Source organism: Candidatus Poriferisodalis sp. (assembly GCF_965219595.1).
GTDB lineage: Bacteria > Actinomycetota > Acidimicrobiia > Acidimicrobiales > Poriferisodalaceae > Poriferisodalis.
The window spans coordinates 1,940,730-1,957,264 of the sequence record NZ_OZ244781.1 but is presented as its reverse complement, the minus strand read 5'-3'; the positions used below and the strand labels follow the sequence as shown (position 1 = coordinate 1,957,264).

Here is a 16,535-nt window from a genome sequence, read left to right as displayed (position 1 = left end):
GTAGCTTCGGCCCGGTGCCGAACCGAACTCGACCCACGCTGCTGCTGTTCGTCCGGCACGGCCTCACGCCGACCACCGGCGTCGAGCTGTACGGCCGGCGGCCCGGAGTGCACCTGTCGGAAGCCGGAACGCAGCAAGCGCAGCGTGCAGCAGAGCGCATCGCCGCAGGCGGGCGCCGGGTGGCAGCCGTCTATGCCAGCCCGCTGGAGCGTGCCCAGGAGACCGCGGCACCGATTGCTGCCGCCCTCGGACGCCGCGTGCACACCCATGACGGCCTCAACGAAGCAGACATGGGCCGCTGGACGGGCCGCAAGCTCAATCAACTCCGCAAGCTGGCGGCGTGGTCGCAGGTGCAGCGCTACCCCAGCGGCTTTCGTTTCCCCGACGGCGAGACGTTCCGCCAGATGCAGGCGCGCATAGCGGCGACGGCGAGCGAGCTAGCTGCCCGCCACCGCGGCGCAACCGTGGTCGCGGTCAGCCACGCCGACCCCATTCGGGCGCTGGTGGCTGACGCCATGGGCACCCATCTCGATCTCTTCCAGCGGATCGTGGTGTCGCCGTGCTCGGTGACAGCGATCCTGTACACCGCTGACGGCCCGGTCGTGCTGGCGACCAACAGCACGTCCGACCTCGCAGCATTGGCTCCGGCATGAGTGACGATTTCGACCTCCGCAATCCCGACACGTTCGTGGCGGGCACGGTCGGGCCGGCCGGCCAGCGGATCTTCTTTCTGCAGGCAACTGAGGCAGGCCACGTGGTCTCGCTGAAGCTGGAGAAGGGACAGGTCTGGGCGCTGGCGAACCTGCTCAGCGAGCTGCTCGAGGGCGAGAGCTACGAGGGACCCGCGGCGGCCTTCGGCGAGCTGGTCGAACCGGTGACCGCCGCATGGACCGTCGGCCGCCTCGCCACCGGCATGGACACCGAGGGCAAGGTCATCGTGGTGATCGCCGACGAGATCGATGACGATGATGACGACGACGACGCAGGTGCCTCAGGAGAGATGTCACCCGAGGACGACGAACGCACCGGCGGCCGCGGCCGCTTCCATCTCGACTACGCGATGGCGCTCGGCTTCGCGCAGCAGGCACTGCTGCTCGTCGAAGAAGGCCGCGACTTCGGCATGCGCAACGGGCACCGTCCGCCCAAGACATGAACAGTGCGGTTCGCGATCGGCCCCATTCGCACTGTCTCCCCATGAATGAGGGCGGCGCGTGAACGCACCCTCCCCACACCACCTGATGCCGACCGACGAGGACGGCGAGCAGCTGAAGCTGCCGGTGATCCGGGATGCGCCTGTGGCAGACGTGCTCGAGGTGCTGCGGGGGGGCGACATCTCGATCCTGGGACGGATGCCCTACAGCAGCAACGCCACCTTCCTGGTGCGGATCGACCACGCCACCATGCCGACGGCCGCGATCTACAAGCCGGAGCGGGGAGAGCGACCGCTGTGGGATTTTCCCTCTGGCCTGTATCGGCGCGAGATCGCCGCGTTCGAGCTGTCGGAGGCATTGGGATGGCACGTCATCCCGCCGACAGTTGAGCGCGACGGCCCGCTCGGGGTGGGGTCGGTTCAGCTGTTCATCGACGCCAACTTCGAAGAGCACTACTTCACGCTGGTTGCCGAGGACCGGCACCATGGCGACCTGCGGCGGATCTGCGCCTTCGATCTCATCGCCAACAACACCGACCGCAAGTCGGGTCACTGCTTGGCGTCGCGCTGGGGACCGATCTACGGCATCGACCAGGGCCTGTGCTTCGCCAGCGACTTCAAGCTGCGGACGGTCATCTGGGACTTCGGCGGAGAACCGTTCGACGACGAACTCGGCGCTGCCATCGGCTCGGCCGCCGATCCGCCTGCCGAGCTGGCGCAATGGCTGCGGCCCGACGAGCTCAGCGCGCTCGCTGAACGCGCCGAATGGCTCGCCAGCTTCGGCAAGTTCCCCGATGACGACGGCGGCCGCCGCTGGCCCTGGCCGCTGGTTTGACTAGCGCGACTTGAGGGCTTCGATCAGCGCCGGCATCACCTTGTGCACGTCGCCGACGATGCCTAGATCGGCGACACCGAAGATCGGCGCTTCGGGGTCCTTGTTGATGGCCACGATGTTCTTGGAGCCCTTCATGCCCACCAGGTGCTGGGTGGCACCGGAGATGCCGCAAGCGATGTAAACGCTGGGCTTCACCACCTTGCCGGTCTGGCCCACCTGCTTGGCATAGGGAACCCAGCCGGCATCCACGATGGCGCGCGAAGCACCAGACGCGGCCCCCAGCAGGCCCGCCAGCTCGTCGACCATCGAATACGCCTCGGGCTGGCCCAGCCCTCGACCGCCCGACACCACCACTGCGGCGTCATCGAGTTGCGGGCCCGAGCGCTCCTCGGCATGGCGACCGGTCACCGTCGCGCGCCCCGCCTCACCTGGGTCGACTGCTGCCACGCTCTCCACCGCAGCAGCCCCGCCGCCGCTCGGCTCGGCCTCGAAGCTCTTCGGGCGGAACATCGCGAGCGCCGGCGCCGGTGCTCGGTACGCGGTGAAGATGTTCTGTGTGCCGCCGAAGATGGGCTCCTCGGTGACGAGGCCACCGTCGACAATCTCGGCGCCCACGTTGTTGGTGGAAACCGGACGGTCCGCCAGCACCGCCAGGCGGGCGGCGGTGTCGCGCCCGTCGGTGGTCTGGCCGAAGAACACGGCATCGGGCGAGGTGGCTTCGATGTGCCCGGCGAGCGCTGCGGCAGCGTGCACGCCGACCAGCCCGTCGCCAAGTCCTTCGAGTGCGTACACGGTCGACACGCCGTGCGCGCCCAGCTCGGCGGCCATGGCTTCGCCGTGTGCCGGCGCGAAGGCGGTGACGGTGTCGGCCAGCGTGCGGGCCTTGGTGGCCAGTTCCAGCGTGAGGCCGGAGGGGCCGTCGGCGTCGCCTTCAGCGAAGAGCAGAATCTGTGCGAGCGTCATTGCAGGTGGTTCCAGTCGGGATCGTGGGTGAGTGGATCAGAAAGCTGAGTCAGCCGGTAGCTGGCGGGCGGATCAGATGACCTTGAGCTCGGTGAGGAACTCGACGATGTTGGCGTGGGCATCGCCCTCGTCGGTGATGATCTCGCCGGCCTCGCGCTCGGGCGCATCGGTCACCTCGACCGTCTCCTGGCGTGCCCCGGCCACGCCGACCGCGGCCGCATCGATGCCGAGGGCTGCGAGATCCTTCGAGTCGACCGGCTTCTTCTTGGCTGCCATGATCCCCTTGAACGAGGGGTAGCGAGGCTCGACCACGCCCGCGGTCACCGAGACGACGGCCGGAAGGGCGCACTCGACCTGGTCGTAACCGTCCTCGGTCTGCCGCTGGACGCTGGCGACGCCGTCGGAGATCTCGATCTGCTTTGCGAACGTGATCGACGGCAGCCCCATCACGCCGGCGATCATCTCGGGAACGGTGCCGGTGTACCCGTCGCTGGACTCGACGCCGGCGAGCACGAGGTCGGCTTCGAGCCCGGCTATCGCGGCGCCGAGAACCTTGGCCGTCCCGAGCGCGTCGCTGCCAGCCAGTGCGTCGTCGCTGATGAGCACCGCGTCGTCGGCGCCCATGGCGAGCGCCGTCCGCAGACCGCTGGTCTCCGAACGGGGTGCCATCGACACCAGCGACACCTGGCCACCGCCAGCCGCCTCTGCGAGTTGCAGCGCCATCTCGACGCCGTAGGAGTCAGATTCGTCCAGGATCAGCTTGTCGTCCCGGTTCAGCGTCCCGGTCTCGGGAACCAACTCGCCCGGGATAGCCGGGTCTGGGATCTGCTTGACGCACACAACGACCTTCATGGGGCGAGAGTCTGCCGACTCACAGCTTCGATGCCACACCCGTTGTCTGATGGCGCTCGCAAGCTCCAGCTTTGTCTCGTGGCGCTCGCAGGCTCGCGTCAGCCCAACAGCCCATTCACTCTCGGCCTCATTGCCGAACTCGTTGCTTGATGGCGCTCGCCGGCTCGCGTCGGGGCGAGACTTGCGCGGTGCGTGTCTTGCTGCTGGTCAACGATTCGGCATCGTCGACAACGGCCCGCACCCGCGTGCTCATCCACACGGCGCTCTCGGAGCGGCACGACACCGAGGTGGCCTTCACCAACCGGCGAGGGCACGCGGCTCGCCTGGCACGGGGGGCGGCGACCACCGGCACCGACGCAGTGGTGGTGCTCGGCGGCGACGGCACGCTCAACGAAGCCGCCAATGGCGTCGCCGGCACCGACTGTGTGCTTGCCGCGTTGCCGGGCGGCTCCACCAACGTGTTCGCACGGACGATCGGCACACCCGACGACCCGCTGGCGGCGACCGAGGCCGTCCTTGACGCATTCGAGCGCGGCAGCATCACCTCTGCGGGGCTCGGACGCACTTCGGGCCGTTATTTCCTATTCCACTGCGGCATGGGACTTGACGCTGCGATCGTGGAGCAGGTCGAGCGGCACCCGACGCTCAAGCGCTACCTCGGCCACCCGCTATTCCTGCTCGCGGGCATCGACACGCTGCTGCGCCGCTACGACCGCCGGACCGGCACGCTGAGCGTGCGCACGACGGCGCCGGCAGCCGCGACTATCGACGGATGCTTCGTTGTCGTCGCGGCGAACACCGACCCATACACGTTCCTCGGGAGCCGTCCGGTGCGGATCGCTCCCGCAGCAACGCTGCGCACCGGACTGTCGGTAGTGGGACTGCGGTCGCTCCGATTCGCCGACGCGCTGGACGTGCTCTCCGCGGTATTCCGGGCCAACGGCAGCCTGAGCGACACCGATCCGAGCGTCGTGCAGCGCATCGACGACGTGCGCGATGTCACCGTGACAGGGATGCACCCATTCGGTCACCAGCTCGACGGTGACCACCTCGGTGCCGTCAACGAGCTCCAGCTCGAGTGGGTTCCCGACGTGCTGCGCCTAGCCATCCCCACGACATCTCGTTGAGTCCGGCGGCATTCCGGCATCAGACAACCGAGCGAAGCTCCGACTCGTTGTGACCTAAAGCCACTGGTCAGAGGCTGTTTCTGGCCGGTCGGTAAACGTTCGTATAGTAACCGGCCCCAACAGGCCCCGCAACCCGGTCGCACTGCTGCTGCGCCGCGACTCGGCGCGATGCGCTCCGAGGGACCAGCACCCGCCTAGCTGCTGGGTTTCCGCGCCGACACGCCCTGCTGGCCGAGTCACGCAGCCGACGGCCCCCAGGCATGCGTTGCGGCCCGTTTTGCGCGCTCGCAAAACGAACGATTCACGGCCGCGCCGGCCGCACGGACGGCACAGATGCATGGGTCCCTCCGTATCGGGCGACGCGGCCGTGGATCACACACAACCACCTGCATTGGCAACGGAGGACTCCCGCCATGACCAAACGAACCCTCGCGGCGCTGGCGGCGCTGCTTGTCGCCGCGTCCACGCTCACTGTCATCGCGGCAGCGCCCGCCGGCGCTCACGGCGTCACCGTGCGCCGCTGCGCCTATGACCCGTTCGCGGGCAATCAGTGCTGGAACGAGACGAGCTACAACCACTACCACACGCCCGTACAGCGAAATCTGACATGCGGCGAGGGGATGCTCGGCACCTACCCGAACTGCTACCCGGCCCCGTCCACCAACGAGAACCACGACCCCAACGCCGACAAAGACGACGACAGCGGCGGCGGCGATGACTCCGGCGGCGACGACGACTCCGGCGGCGACGGCAGCGGCTCAGGCTCCGGCTCGGGTGGCTCCGGCGACGATGGCGGGGGCAGCTCAGGCGACGACGGAGGGTGAAGATGACGGCAGCGGCTCCGGCACCGGATCGGGCAGCGGCTCCGGCACCGGCGGCTCGGGCTCGGGTTCGGGCTCGGGTTCGGGCAGCGGCTCAGGAGGCGGTAGCTCCACGACCACGACCACTGACCCTTGCGCGACGTGGGCGAGCAGCATGCAGAACGCGCTCAACACAGCGAATCCCGACGGCACCTACAACATCAGCCCTGCCCCGTCGGGATGCGGGATTACGACGCAGGAATTGCTGGGCAAAGCACGAGTCGCAGGCGTCAACATAACCCGTGAGATGCAGCAGATTTTCGATGACTGGACAGAGGCCACGGAGGGAGTGGCCAAGCTCAATGACGAGGAACGCGATAAGGCATGGGCGGAGTATCAGAAAGCCTGGACTGCGGTGCCTGAGCCGTTGCGGGACGCCGCCACCGCAGCAGCCTGCTACGCCATTATCCCCGCCACGAAGGGCAAAGCGCTGAAAGGCGGGGCGCTGGCGGCGGCTTGCGGCGCTGCGCTCGGCATTGACCTAACGATCCCGGACCTCCCGCCCGATGACGGCGGCGGCTCCGGATCGGGCGGCTCCAGCCAGCAGCCGACGCCGAACCCGAACGCCCCCGACGGCGACTACAACGGCGACGGCGAGACCACGAGCGACGAATTGGGTATGGCGAATCAGAAGCACTGGGACGAGGAAATCACCGACGAGGAGTACGAACGGATCGTCTACAAGTTCTTCTGCGACAGCGGTGACAGCGACTACTGCAACAAGTGAGGCGGAAAACGACGATGAGCGCCGAGCGCTAACCTGAGCCTGTGGAAACGTCGCTGAATTCCGCCCAACCGCTTTGGAATTGGAAGTGGACGGCCTGGTGCTGCGCGTGTCTCGTCGGCTCCGCAGCAGCGTCGAGTCTTTTGATTGGCCCAGGCGCTCGCTTCGCGGCATGGGCTGTATGGATTGGCCCGCTGTGGTTGACAATCACGTTGTATTCGCGTGCCTCGCGGCGACAGCGCCGCGAGGCATCGGCGGCCAGCGGCACCTAGGCGCGAGCGCCTCGCCGCTGGCCGGCTGGTCTAGCTGAGGCTCAGCGCCCCGGTTGACGGCCGAGGAAGCGCACGAGGCAGCCTTCAGACACGAGGCCGGGGAGCTCACCGACGCGGAGCACTACCGGATCATCTACAAGTCCTGGTGCGACAGCGGCGACAGCGACCTGCGGCAAGTGAGGCGGGAAACGACGATGAACGCCGCGAACTACCCTGACGCCATGGTTTCGACGCGGCAGGGCGATTGGCGCAAGACGCGTCATGACGTGATGGAACCGGAGTTGCCGTCGTGGTGGCGGCCTGACTTCACGTCTCGCTACGCGAGAGAGCGCCAAGCACAGGCGTTCTATGTGACGATCCCCTTTATCATAGCGGCGTTCTTGTTCCGGCTGTTGGTGGGCCTTGACTTCTACATGAGCTTCGCTGCCGCCGCGCCGTTTGCAGCCATCGGCTGGCTTGGCTTGCGAGCACGGCTGAAGTACCGCCGCGAACGCCGCCTGTAGACCGTTACGGGTTGTGCGGACTGCTAGCGCGCTCAGCGGCGCTGTAGCGCCTGCTGTGGGGCAGGCTGCTGCTTTCCGCTTGCGGGACCCCTCAGGGTCGGCTCAGATCGGCGCTGAGGGGTTTTGCGCGTGCTGGTTCGGCGGCCCTGTTGTGATCGGGCCGCTCGACGGGCCGCCTTGGCGTGGCCGCAGCCGAGGGACTGGCTTCGAGAGGGATGTGGTGCACATCGCTGGCGGAGGGCAGCGAGGAGCGGCTGCGCTCAACGCCGGTGGCCGCGTGGCAGAAGCGGCGCTCGCGGACATCAGGCCGCTGCGCTGAGCACAAACGCTGTCAGTGCCTCAGCTCTGAGCGCGCTTGGGCTAATTCAGTCTCGGTGAGCTTCCCGTGCACGGCTTCCCAATCTGCGACGACGTCGCTGAGGCCCTGGGTGACAAGCCGACTGCGTGCTGCATCGGCCAGCCATAGGGACACGCTCGGATCCTTGGCTGCAGCGGCTTCGCTAACCGCAGCCGCCAGTCCTGACTCGAGTGAGACAGTGAGGCGTTCGGTGGTCACGGTCAGAATCGTACGCCTTCGTGACTGCAGGCGATCTCAGACGTCACGGCTCAGCGCAACGAGCTTGGTGTCCCGGCGGGCCGAGCCACCACCCAAACGGTCGTCAGGCGAGCGTGCGCAGGGGGATCTGCACTACGGCTTCGGACCCCGGCGGGGGCGTCCGGCGCCGAACCTCGAAGGTGCCGCCGAGATCGGACCCGCACAGCGCCCGGACGATCGAGGTGCCGAGCCCGCCTGATCGCTGCGAGTCGTAGTCGGCCCGGATGCCGACACCATCGTCGCGCACCACCATCGACAGCAGATCCGGCGACGGCCGGGAGATCTCCACCTCGACGTGGCCGATGGGGCTCTCGTCGAGCGCCGGCGCCGCCTCAAGCGCCTGGTCCTCGATCTCCCACAACTGGGGAAAGGCGTGGTCCACAGCATTCTGGAGCAGCTCATTGAGCACCACGGCCAGCGAAGTGGCCGTCTGCGATCGCAGCCTCCCCGCTTCGCAGGAGACGGTGAAATCGATGGGCCGCTCCGGGAACGTGATGCTCTGTCGCATCGTCTCGGTCAGCGTCTCGGCCACATCGCAGAAGTCGACATCGTCGGTGGTCTCGGTCGACAGCGTCTGGTGCACCAGCGCGATGGCACGAATGCGTCGCACTGCCTCGTCGAGCGCCCGATTCGCCTCGCGCGACTCCAAGCGGCGAGCCTGGATACGCAGAAGCGACGAGACCGTCTGCAGGTTGTTGGTGACCCGGTGGTGAATCTCTCGGATCGTGGCGTCCTTCGAGATGAGCAGCCGGTCGCGGCGCCGCAGCTCCGTCACGTCACGCAGCAGCACCAGGGCGTTGCGCACGGGCGTGTCGGTGAGCGGCAGCGCCTGCAACTGCACCGTCACTGACTGGTGCTCCACTTCGTCCACCACGGGGATCCCGCCGCTCATGGCCCGCCCCACGACGTCCGGTCCGAGATCAAGGTCTCGCACGCGGCGCCCTTGCACATTGCCGCCAACCCCGATGCGGTGCAAGGCGCTGACCGCATTGGGCGTGGCGAATCCGATGCGTGTCGTCTCGTCGGTCAGGAACAGCCCATCGCCAACCCGCGGGGCTTCTTCGTGGGTGACATCGGCCCCCCGATACGGAAATGAGCCGGCTGCGACCATGCGGGCGAGGCGTCCGAACGTCGCGATGTAGGTGCGCTCGAGCTCGCCGGGATCACGGATGTCGGTGAAACGCGGCGTCACCTCGCTGCTCATCACGGCAATCGTCACGCCATCGAACGTCACCGGCACCGCAGTGATGCGTGCGCGCCGGTCGCCTGGCACGCGCAGGCCCTCGCCGGTCACGATGACGCCGCGGGCGAATGCCTCTGACACCAAAGGCCGCTCGCCGGCGGCGACGCAGAGCCCGATGTGGTCGTCGCGGTACAGCGTGCGGCCGGTCGTGGGCCGGATCTGGCCGATCACGGTCAGCGGTGTCTCGGGACCGAGACGGCGCCACGGACGGGGCGGGCCGTCGGGGCGGTTCGAGTCATGGTCGGCGACTTTGTCGGGCAGCTCGTCGAGTGCGGTCACCTGTCCAGGCACGAAGAGCAGCAGGTCGGAGAACGACAGGTCGGCCAGCAGCGACCACCATGCGAGCAGGCGGCGCAGGTGCTCGCGCGGGCCGTCGCCGGAGTTGTCGCGCACGCTGTCTGCGGGCAGCGGCCGGTCTGCGGGCGCCCGCATCCGAATCTCAGTCGGCTGCGAAGCCGATGCGCCGATCGCCGGCCGGACCCAGCTCCAGGTAGGCGAGCTTGTCGATGGGCACGCCGACGCGGCGCCCGCTGCGATCGTTCAGCCAGAGCACCGTGTCGTCGCCGCTGAGCGCGCCTTCGAGCGATGCCGCCGCGTCTTCAGCAGCCTCGTCGTCGATCTCGACGCTGAGCTCCCGACCGCCGTGCGTGATGCCGATCCGGATGTCCATGCCCGCAGGCTACCGGTGGGGTTCGGCGCGAACGCCGAGCCGCGCCGAGTGCACCCGGCGCCGTCGCCCATTTTCGGCAGCTTGTGCGACAAGGGTGAGAGGCCTGCAACATGCCCGCGTCTTCACCCTCACATGGATACAACGGTATAACTCTCTATATAGTGAGCCAGTGATCACGAAATCTGTCGCCTCAGAGCGATTGTCCGCAGCGGGTTCCCAGCCGTTCGAGGCGGTTGCCTTGGGTTATGCGCGTGTCTCGACGGCCGAGCAGTCGCGTAGCGGGCTGGGTATTGCTGCGCAGCAGTCCACCATCGATGGCTGGGCCGCCAGTCGCCTGGGCCAGTTCGCCGTGGAGCACCACGAAGAGAATGGCGCCAGTGGGATGGTGGCCCCTGAGAAGCGGCGCGTGCTCAGCAAGCTGCTGAACCGACTGGCCGATCCCGCCGATCCTGCCAAGGTGCTCGTTGTTTCGCGACTCGACCGGCTCGGGCGCAACGTCATCGACGTGCTCGATTTGATGGACCGCGCAGAGCGGGAGGAATGGTCGGTGGTGATGCTCGACTTGGGCGTCGATGCCACCACACCCGCCGGGCGCATGGTCGCCACCGTGATGGCCGCCATGGCGCGCATGGAGCGAGATATGACTTCCGAGCGCACTCGATTGGCTCTGGCAGAGCGTGCTGCGGTCGGGGTGCGGCTGGGTCGTCCCGTCAGCGACGAGACACGGGCGGCAGCTCGGCGTGCAAAGGCGCTGGCGGCCGATGGGCTGACGCTGCGAGCAATTGCCGACGCACTCACCGCAGAGCGCTTTCCTCGCGCCACGGGCGACCGGCAGCGTCCATGGAACCCCATGGCCGTCAAACGTGCGCTGCACACGCTGCATCTCGACCGTGAAGCCGAAGCCAAGGCAGCAGATGCCACCAGTCCGGCATCCGCCCCAAGCGCTCGCTGACCCGTCAGCCCGACGAACCCTCAACAGGAACCGGCGAAGGCCGCGGGAACTCACGCCGACGGCGGCGGGTCGTGTCGCCCATAGAACGAATGACCCTCGGCCTCGGGGTGCGTCGCCGCATCCACGCGAACAGCGGCGGCCAGAGAGCGAGAAACAGAAAGAGAGACACGAGCGTGAATGACAGCAAGTATCCAAAGGGCAACACCTCTGCGTCTGCCAACCGATGTGCGGACAGCAACGCCAAGCAGGTCGCTCCCGAACTTGCCAGCGCTTCGCGCCAGTCGCGGGGACGCATCGTGAGAAACTGCCGCCACGACAGCCGCTGTGCCTGCGCTGCACTCATGGCGTCAGAGTAGGACTCCGCTGGCGACCAGTGCCGGTCCGGCCCGCCTCAGCCTCGCGCCTTCGCCGTTTCCAGCCGTACTCGCATATGAGAATCGGGATGATTGCGGCGACGTCGGGAGTGCTGGCGATCCACCAACGCCAGTCCGTCAGCCAGCGAACGAGACCCCCCAAGACAGGGCCAGCTAGGGACGGCTCCCCAGATTTCTTCCCGAGATTCGCTCTTCTTCGGCTGGGTCGGTGCCTCGGCATCGACGTTCATGACGTCGGCGTAGTTCGTGGTGTTCATTCGTCGCCCTCCGCTCCCGGGTTGCAGTCGGTCGGGTCGGGGTTCGCGAACCACTGCGTGGGCCTGCAATACGGCAGGCTGCGCCGGTCCAGGCTGTCGCCGCCTGGCGCTCGGCCGGTGCCGGTCCCGCTCGGCCGCAGCACGCAGTCGGCTCGTCACCCGGGGCCTCAGCGACGTCGTCGCAGATTGGGAAGCCGTGCACGGGAAGTTCACCGAGACTGAGGTGGCCCAAGCGCGCTCAGAGCTGAGGCACTGACAGTGTTTGTGCTCAGCGCGGCGGCTTGATGTCCGGGAGCGCCGCTTCTGCCACACGGCCACCGGCGTTGAGCGCACGCTCCTCGCTGCCTCCGCCAGCGACGTGCACCGCGTCCCTCTCGAAGCCAGTCCCGCGGCTGCGGCCACGCCAAGGCGGCCCCGTCGAGCGGCCCGATCACAACGGCACCGCCGAACTAGCACGCGCAAAACCCCTCAGCGCCGGCCTGAGCCGACTCTGAGGGGTCCTGCAAACGATCTCGGGCACAGGCAAGCACGCTCGACAGCGCACCCAAGCGCACACAGCGCCTGCTACAAGCGCTCTCCGACGTGTCAGCCCGACGAAACCGCCTCAGCCACACGACGCACCCGCCTCACGAAACCCGTACACCACACGACGCGGATCGGCTGGCGGCTCGGGCCGCGCTCTGCCGAGCGTGGCCGGCTCGACGTTCGGAACGCGCCGCCGCTGCCAGCGGGCCAGCAGCGGCACAACCGCCAGCCAGTAAATCGCCAGCGTTCCCGTCGCCGCTAGGAACACAGGAAGCTGAAACGGGACCCAGCCGATTGCTAGGCCCGTCAGCACTCCGGCAGCTGCTGAGGCCGGTGCTCCGGTAGCGAGGAAGACCAGCCGTTCGCAGCGGTCGCGAGGGCGTAGCCTTTTCACAAATAGCCGCCAAAACGGCCCAGTCGATGTGCCCGCAGACATGGTGTCAGGGTAGTTCGCGGCGTCCATCGTCGTTTCCCGCCTCACTTGCCGCAGTAGTAGCTGTCGCCGCGGTCGCACCAGGACTTGTAGATGATCCGGTAATACTCCGCGTCGCTGAGTTCCCCGGCCTCGTATCTGAGGGCTGCCTCGTGCGCTTCCTCGGCCGTGGTCTTGCCGTCGCCGTCGTAGTCGCCGTCAGGGTCGTTCTGGTCCGGCTGCGGCTGCTGGCTGGAGCCGCCCGAACCGCCGCCCTTGCCGTTCTTGTTCGGCTCGGTGCAGTTTGGCGGCGTGCCGGTCTGCCCGTCGGGGCACATGTCGGAGCCGGAGCCGCCCGATCCGGAGCCGCTGTCATCGCTCGGTGGAGTCCACCCTTCCGGGATCAACTGCGGCAGCGGCGCTTTGGTGGACCCATATGCCAACGTGGCACATCCCCCAGCAAACGCAGCACCGCCCGGAGTCAAGGCCCCGGCAGTCCCAGCGCTGATAGTTGTGCCTGCTCCGTAGCACACCACGCCGCCGATAGCGGCCTGCGCTGCGGGGTTGAGGTTCTGCCAGCCCTGCAACATGGAACGGACCGCCGCAAGGTCGGCGTTGATGCGCTGCCGCTCGGACTCGCTGAGGGACTTCACGAACGCTTCCAACCCGGCGACCGCTCCCTTCGCTGCGGACGCAGCGGCGTTCTTGGTGGCTTCCGATTGCGCCTCCCAAGCCTTCGCCTCGGCCTCGGATACCTCGGCGTTGTTGTCGGCTACCCATTTCACAGCGCCGCTCAGCCAAGACCACCCCGTCGCCAGCGCGGCCCTCACAGCGCTCTGCGTGGGCCGCTGGCCCGAGCCGCCCGAACCACCGCCCTTGCCGTTCTTGTTCGGCTCGGCGCAGTTCGGCGGCGTGCCGGTCTGCCCGGCGGGGCATACGTCGGAGCCGCTGCCCGATCCGGTGCCGGAGCCGCTGCCGTCATCTTCACCCTCCGTCGTCGCCTGAGCTGCCCCCGCCATCGTCGCCGGAGCCACCCGAGCCGGAGCCTGAGCCGCTGCCGTCGCCGCCGGAGTCGTCGTCGCCGCCGGAGTCATCGCCGCCGCCGCTGTCGTCGTCTTTGTCGGCGTTGGGGTCGTGGTTCTCGTTGGTGGACGGGGCCGGGTAGCAGTTCGGGTAGGTGCCGAGCATCCCCTCGCCGCATGTCAGATTTCGCTGTACGGGCGTGTGGTAGTGGTTGTAGCTCGTCTCGTTCCAGCACTGATTGCCCGCGAACGGGTCATAGGCGCAGCGGCGCACGGTGACGCCGTGAGCGCCGGCGGGCGCTGCCGCGATGACAGTGAGCGTGGACGCGGCGACAAGCAGCGCCGCCAGCGCCGCGAGGGTTCGTTTGGTCATGGCGGGAGTCCTCCGTTGCCAATGCAGGTGGTTGTGTGTGATCCACGGCCGCGTCGCCCGATACGGAGGGACCCATGCATCTGTGCCGTCCGTGCGGCCGGCGCGGCCGTGAATCGTTCGTTTTGCGAGCGCGCAAAACGGGCCGCAACGCATGCCTGGGGGCCGTCGGCTGCGTGACTCGGCCAGCAGGGCGTGTCGGCGCGGAAACCCAGCAGCTAGGCGGGTGCTGGTCCCTCGGAGCGCATCGCGCCGAGTCGCGGCGCAGCAGCAGTGCGACCGGGTTGCGGGGCCTGTTGGGGCCGGTTACTATACGAACGTTTACCGACCGGCCAGAAACAGCCTCTGACCAGCGGTTATGGCTGCCGGACGGGGTCTGATGCCCGTCTTCGGTCGGGGCTTGCAGCCTGAATGCGGTGCCCGACAGGCCACCAATTTCAATGGGATATCGCTAGAGCGTTGCGTTCCAAGGTCATCAAGAATGCCGGTACCCCGGCCGACCGTGACGCTCAGCGATCAGGCGGGCTCGGTGCCTCGGTCGTCCAGACGCGGTGCGGGACCGATCCTGGGGCTGGATCTTGGGTCAGTCGGGCATGAGTGGCTGCTCGTGCGGTTCTGGTGGCATGTCCCGGATCCACTGGCGTGCTGCGCTGTGGGCGAGGTCGACGCGTCCGCGTGCGGTGGCCACGATCATGCCGGCGCGCACGAGCCGCTGGCGGTAGACGCCTGCATAGCTGATATCCACGTCGAGACGCTTGGCGATGTCCGCGAGACCTGAGTCGGCATCATCGACGGCCATCGCTCGCAAGAAGCGCCGGTCGACCGGCGAGAGGTCTCTCCAGACGGGTACGAGCACCACCCGGCTGACACGCTGATTGGCCTCGGCTATTCCCTTCTCGACATGGCGAAGCGTGATGTGCTCCGAATCGGCGGGTGCTGCTGCCCAGCTGTAGAAGCCGACGAGTTGCACCATGAAGGCGTATCCGGATGTCGCGGCGCACGCTGCGTCGAGCGCGCCGTCGTCGATCGTGCGGCTTTGTTGCACGATTGGCCCCGCGATCGCCAAACGAGTGGCGACCTGGCCGAGTTGCCCGACGTTGTGACGCGAGCAGCGATGCAAGAATGCCGACTGATCCTCGGTCTCGATGTACTCCTCGAACGGCGGCAGCGCGGCGCCCGCGAAGGCGACGGGACGCTCCTCACGGCGGCACACGTGCTGCATCACCGAGCCGAACTCCCTGATCTCGGCGCGATCGGCGCTCAACAGCTCGTCGATCGTGATCATGAGCCCTGTGCCGCGCTCGGCAAGCAGGTCTCCGAGCCGCGTGAGAGCTTCACGCAGGCCTTCGCTGTCGCCAAGCGAGGGTGCGTCGTCCAATTCCAAACCGAGCCCTGCGGCCTGGACGCCCCGCACCCGGCGCTTCGGCGGCCCGAGCAGCGCACGGAGATGCAAGTGCGCTGCCCGTTCGATCCGGGCAACGAGCCCAGCTCGTGAGGCATCCTCGGAGATGGTCAACCAGCCTTGTTCGCGGGCGATGTCTTCGACCGCATTGAGCAAGACGGTCTTGCCCGCTCCGCGCACACCGAAGAAGATCGAGGTGTAGTCAGGGTGATTGGTGCCGGTAGCGAGGGCTTCGTAGACCGAGTCCAGAATGTCGTCACGGCCGGCGATGACTGGCGGAGTTCTGCCGAATGTCGGGGCAAACGGGTTCGGCGAGTGTGCCATCACAGCGACCTCTGCAGGCAGGGCGGCTGGGCTTGGGCTGAATTGCCTCTCTGCATGTGCGTGGCCCTTGTCAACGGGGAGCTTTTGCGACCTTTAGTGTATTTGTTTCCTTTATTGTTTTTGTTTTCTTTATTGAGCGCCGCGCGCCGGGTCAGGAGCCGCAGGAGAGCTGGCTGCAACCGACTCGGGTGCGGGCACAGTCGGGGCGCAGTGCCGGACGCCCCCTCCGGGCTCCGAAGCCGTGGTGCAGATCCCAGCTGCGGACGATCGCCTGACGATCGCGTGGGTGGTGGCTTGGCTTGTCGCGACGCCAGACTCGTTGCCCTGAGCCGAGAAGTCTGAGATCGCCTGCAGTCACGAAAGCGTACGATTCTGACCGTGGCCGTCGAACGCCTCACCATCTCCCTTGAGTCAAGACTCGCGGCCGCGGTTCGTGACGCCGCTGCAGCCAAGGAGCAGAGCGTGTCGGTATGGCTGGCCGAGGCAGCATGCAGTCGGCTCCTCACCCGGGGCCTCAGCGACGTCGTCGCAGATTGGGAAGCCGTGCATGGGAAGTTAACCGAGACTGAATTGGCCCGAGCCCGCACAGAACTGAGGCATTGACGGCGCTTGTGCTCAGCGCAGCGGCTTGATATCCGGGAGTGCCGCCTCTGCCCACGGCCACCGGCGTTGAGTGCAGCCGCTCCTCGCGGCCCTCCGCCTGCGACATGCGCCACTTCCCTCACGAAGCCAGTCACGCGGCTGCGGCCACGCCGAGCCCCGGCCCAGTCGAGCGGTCCGATCACAACGGCGCCGCCGAACCAGCACGCGCTACAGGCGCTCGCTGACGGTCAGCCTGACAAAATCCCAGCAGCCGCCTCAGCCTTGCGCCGCTGCTGCCTCACGAACCGCACATACGACACGACGCCGAAGCCCAGGACGACGGCCATTACGACTAGAGGCGGGACGCCAAGCCACATCATGAGCTGAGCCGCCATTGATCCAACAAATGCACCTGCAAACAGTCTCGGCCACCTCAACGGCTGCACCGTGCTCAGGCCGTCGCTGTGCGTCACGGTCATGGAGTCAGCATATCTCTCGGCGCTCATTGGCCTGCCACTGCG

17 protein-coding genes are annotated in these 16,535 nt (G+C 67.5%); 9 read left to right on the top strand and 8 right to left on the bottom strand.

What is annotated here, in order from left to right; translation table 11 throughout:
- The first annotated feature begins 14 nt into the window (after nt 1–14).
- The 3 genes from ACOQPE_RS08735 to ACOQPE_RS08725 are packed head-to-tail and all read left to right on the top strand — an operon-like array spanning nt 15 to nt 1,985.
- A complete protein-coding gene (locus tag ACOQPE_RS08735; RefSeq protein ID WP_420608541.1) occupies nt 15–653 on the top strand; it encodes an MSMEG_4193 family putative phosphomutase in 639 nt (212 codons plus the stop codon).
- A complete protein-coding gene (locus tag ACOQPE_RS08730; protein WP_420608540.1) occupies nt 650–1,153 on the top strand; it encodes a DUF3090 family protein in 504 nt (167 codons plus the stop codon). Before ACOQPE_RS08735 ends, ACOQPE_RS08730 begins: the two co-directional genes overlap by 4 nt.
- Before the next feature lie 58 nt (nt 1,154–1,211).
- Nucleotides 1,212–1,985, top strand: a complete 774-nt coding sequence (locus ACOQPE_RS08725; RefSeq protein ID WP_420608539.1) for an SCO1664 family protein — start codon at nt 1,212–1,214, stop codon at nt 1,983–1,985.
- Here ACOQPE_RS08725 and ACOQPE_RS08720 read toward each other — a convergent pair whose 3' ends face one another.
- The gene (locus ACOQPE_RS08720; RefSeq protein ID WP_420608538.1) at nt 1,986–2,948 is read right to left on the bottom strand and encodes an electron transfer flavoprotein subunit alpha/FixB family protein; all 963 of its coding nucleotides are present in this window, start codon (nt 2,946–2,948) and stop codon (nt 1,986–1,988) included.
- 72 nt (nt 2,949–3,020) lie between these two features.
- Nucleotides 3,021–3,800 (bottom strand): electron transfer flavoprotein subunit beta/FixA family protein, encoded by a 780-nt coding sequence (locus ACOQPE_RS08715; RefSeq protein WP_420608537.1) that lies wholly within the window; start codon nt 3,798–3,800, stop codon nt 3,021–3,023.
- Nucleotides 3,801–3,988: 188 nt separating this feature from the next.
- On the opposite strand from ACOQPE_RS08715, the gene ACOQPE_RS08710 reads away from it, so the two are divergent.
- From ACOQPE_RS08710 to ACOQPE_RS08695, 4 genes are all read left to right on the top strand, one after another.
- The gene (locus ACOQPE_RS08710) at nt 3,989–4,927 is read left to right on the top strand and encodes a diacylglycerol/lipid kinase family protein (RefSeq protein WP_420608536.1); all 939 of its coding nucleotides are present in this window, start codon (nt 3,989–3,991) and stop codon (nt 4,925–4,927) included.
- Between the two features lie 413 nt (nt 4,928–5,340).
- Nucleotides 5,341–5,751, top strand: a complete 411-nt coding sequence (locus ACOQPE_RS08705; protein ID WP_420608529.1) for a hypothetical protein — start codon at nt 5,341–5,343, stop codon at nt 5,749–5,751.
- Nucleotides 5,702–6,514: a hypothetical protein gene (locus ACOQPE_RS08700; RefSeq protein ID WP_420608535.1), complete on the top strand. Its 813-nt coding sequence runs from the start codon at nt 5,702–5,704 to the stop codon at nt 6,512–6,514. Before ACOQPE_RS08705 ends, ACOQPE_RS08700 begins: the two co-directional genes overlap by 50 nt.
- Before the next feature lie 322 nt (nt 6,515–6,836).
- Nucleotides 6,837–7,286: a hypothetical protein gene (locus tag ACOQPE_RS08695; protein WP_420608534.1), complete on the top strand. Its 450-nt coding sequence runs from the start codon at nt 6,837–6,839 to the stop codon at nt 7,284–7,286.
- Between the two features lie 331 nt (nt 7,287–7,617).
- On the opposite strand, the gene ACOQPE_RS08690 is transcribed toward ACOQPE_RS08695, so the two are convergent.
- The 3 genes from ACOQPE_RS08690 to ACOQPE_RS08680 form a co-directional block, all read right to left on the bottom strand.
- The gene (locus tag ACOQPE_RS08690; protein ID WP_420608533.1) at nt 7,618–7,842 is read right to left on the bottom strand and encodes a hypothetical protein; all 225 of its coding nucleotides are present in this window, start codon (nt 7,840–7,842) and stop codon (nt 7,618–7,620) included.
- A gap of 103 nt (nt 7,843–7,945) precedes the next feature.
- Nucleotides 7,946–9,556, bottom strand: coding sequence for a sensor histidine kinase (locus ACOQPE_RS08685; RefSeq protein ID WP_420608532.1), 1,611 nt, complete (start codon nt 9,554–9,556; stop codon nt 7,946–7,948).
- A 7-nt stretch (nt 9,557–9,563) separates the two neighbouring features.
- Nucleotides 9,564–9,794, bottom strand: a complete 231-nt coding sequence (locus ACOQPE_RS08680; RefSeq protein WP_419914519.1) for a DUF3107 domain-containing protein — start codon at nt 9,792–9,794, stop codon at nt 9,564–9,566.
- Between the two features lie 169 nt (nt 9,795–9,963).
- Between ACOQPE_RS08680 and ACOQPE_RS08675 the strand changes: the two genes are divergently transcribed.
- A complete protein-coding gene (locus ACOQPE_RS08675) occupies nt 9,964–10,746 on the top strand; it encodes a recombinase family protein (RefSeq protein WP_420608531.1) in 783 nt (260 codons plus the stop codon).
- A gap of 1,633 nt (nt 10,747–12,379) precedes the next feature.
- Here ACOQPE_RS08675 and ACOQPE_RS08670 read toward each other — a convergent pair.
- The 3 genes from ACOQPE_RS08670 to ACOQPE_RS08660 form a co-directional block, all read right to left on the bottom strand.
- On the bottom strand, nt 12,380–13,348 hold the full coding sequence (locus ACOQPE_RS08670; RefSeq protein ID WP_420608530.1) for a hypothetical protein: 969 nt from the start codon (nt 13,346–13,348) through the stop codon (nt 12,380–12,382).
- Nucleotides 13,299–13,709, bottom strand: coding sequence for a hypothetical protein (locus tag ACOQPE_RS08665; RefSeq protein WP_420608529.1), 411 nt, complete (start codon nt 13,707–13,709; stop codon nt 13,299–13,301). The genes ACOQPE_RS08670 and ACOQPE_RS08665 overlap by 50 nt, the downstream gene beginning before the upstream one ends.
- Before the next feature lie 580 nt (nt 13,710–14,289).
- On the bottom strand, nt 14,290–15,432 hold the full coding sequence (locus ACOQPE_RS08660) for an ATP-binding protein (RefSeq protein WP_420608528.1): 1,143 nt from the start codon (nt 15,430–15,432) through the stop codon (nt 14,290–14,292).
- A 378-nt stretch (nt 15,433–15,810) separates the two neighbouring features.
- On the opposite strand from ACOQPE_RS08660, the gene ACOQPE_RS08655 reads away from it, so the two are divergent.
- Nucleotides 15,811–16,035, top strand: coding sequence for a hypothetical protein (locus ACOQPE_RS08655; protein ID WP_420608527.1), 225 nt, complete (start codon nt 15,811–15,813; stop codon nt 16,033–16,035).
- Nucleotides 16,036–16,535: the final 500 nt, after the last annotated feature.

What these genes read in the sequence shown, in the direction of transcription:
- ACOQPE_RS08705 (WP_420608529.1), top strand. Translation starts at nt 5,341, where the DNA reads ATGACCAAACGAACCCTCGCGGCGCTGGCGGCGCTGCTTGTCGCCGCG.
- ACOQPE_RS08680 (WP_419914519.1), bottom strand. Translation starts at nt 9,794, where the DNA reads ATGGACATCCGGATCGGCATCACGCACGGCGGTCGGGAGCTCAGCGTC.
- ACOQPE_RS08665 (WP_420608529.1), bottom strand. Translation starts at nt 13,709, where the DNA reads ATGACCAAACGAACCCTCGCGGCGCTGGCGGCGCTGCTTGTCGCCGCG.
- ACOQPE_RS08685 (WP_420608532.1), bottom strand. Translation starts at nt 9,556, where the DNA reads ATGCGGGCGCCCGCAGACCGGCCGCTGCCCGCAGACAGCGTGCGCGAC.
- ACOQPE_RS08730 (WP_420608540.1), top strand. Translation starts at nt 650, where the DNA reads ATGAGTGACGATTTCGACCTCCGCAATCCCGACACGTTCGTGGCGGGC.
- ACOQPE_RS08720 (WP_420608538.1), bottom strand. Translation starts at nt 2,948, where the DNA reads ATGACGCTCGCACAGATTCTGCTCTTCGCTGAAGGCGACGCCGACGGC.
- ACOQPE_RS08660 (WP_420608528.1), bottom strand. Translation starts at nt 15,432, where the DNA reads ATGGCACACTCGCCGAACCCGTTTGCCCCGACATTCGGCAGAACTCCG.
- ACOQPE_RS08715 (WP_420608537.1), bottom strand. Translation starts at nt 3,800, where the DNA reads ATGAAGGTCGTTGTGTGCGTCAAGCAGATCCCAGACCCGGCTATCCCG.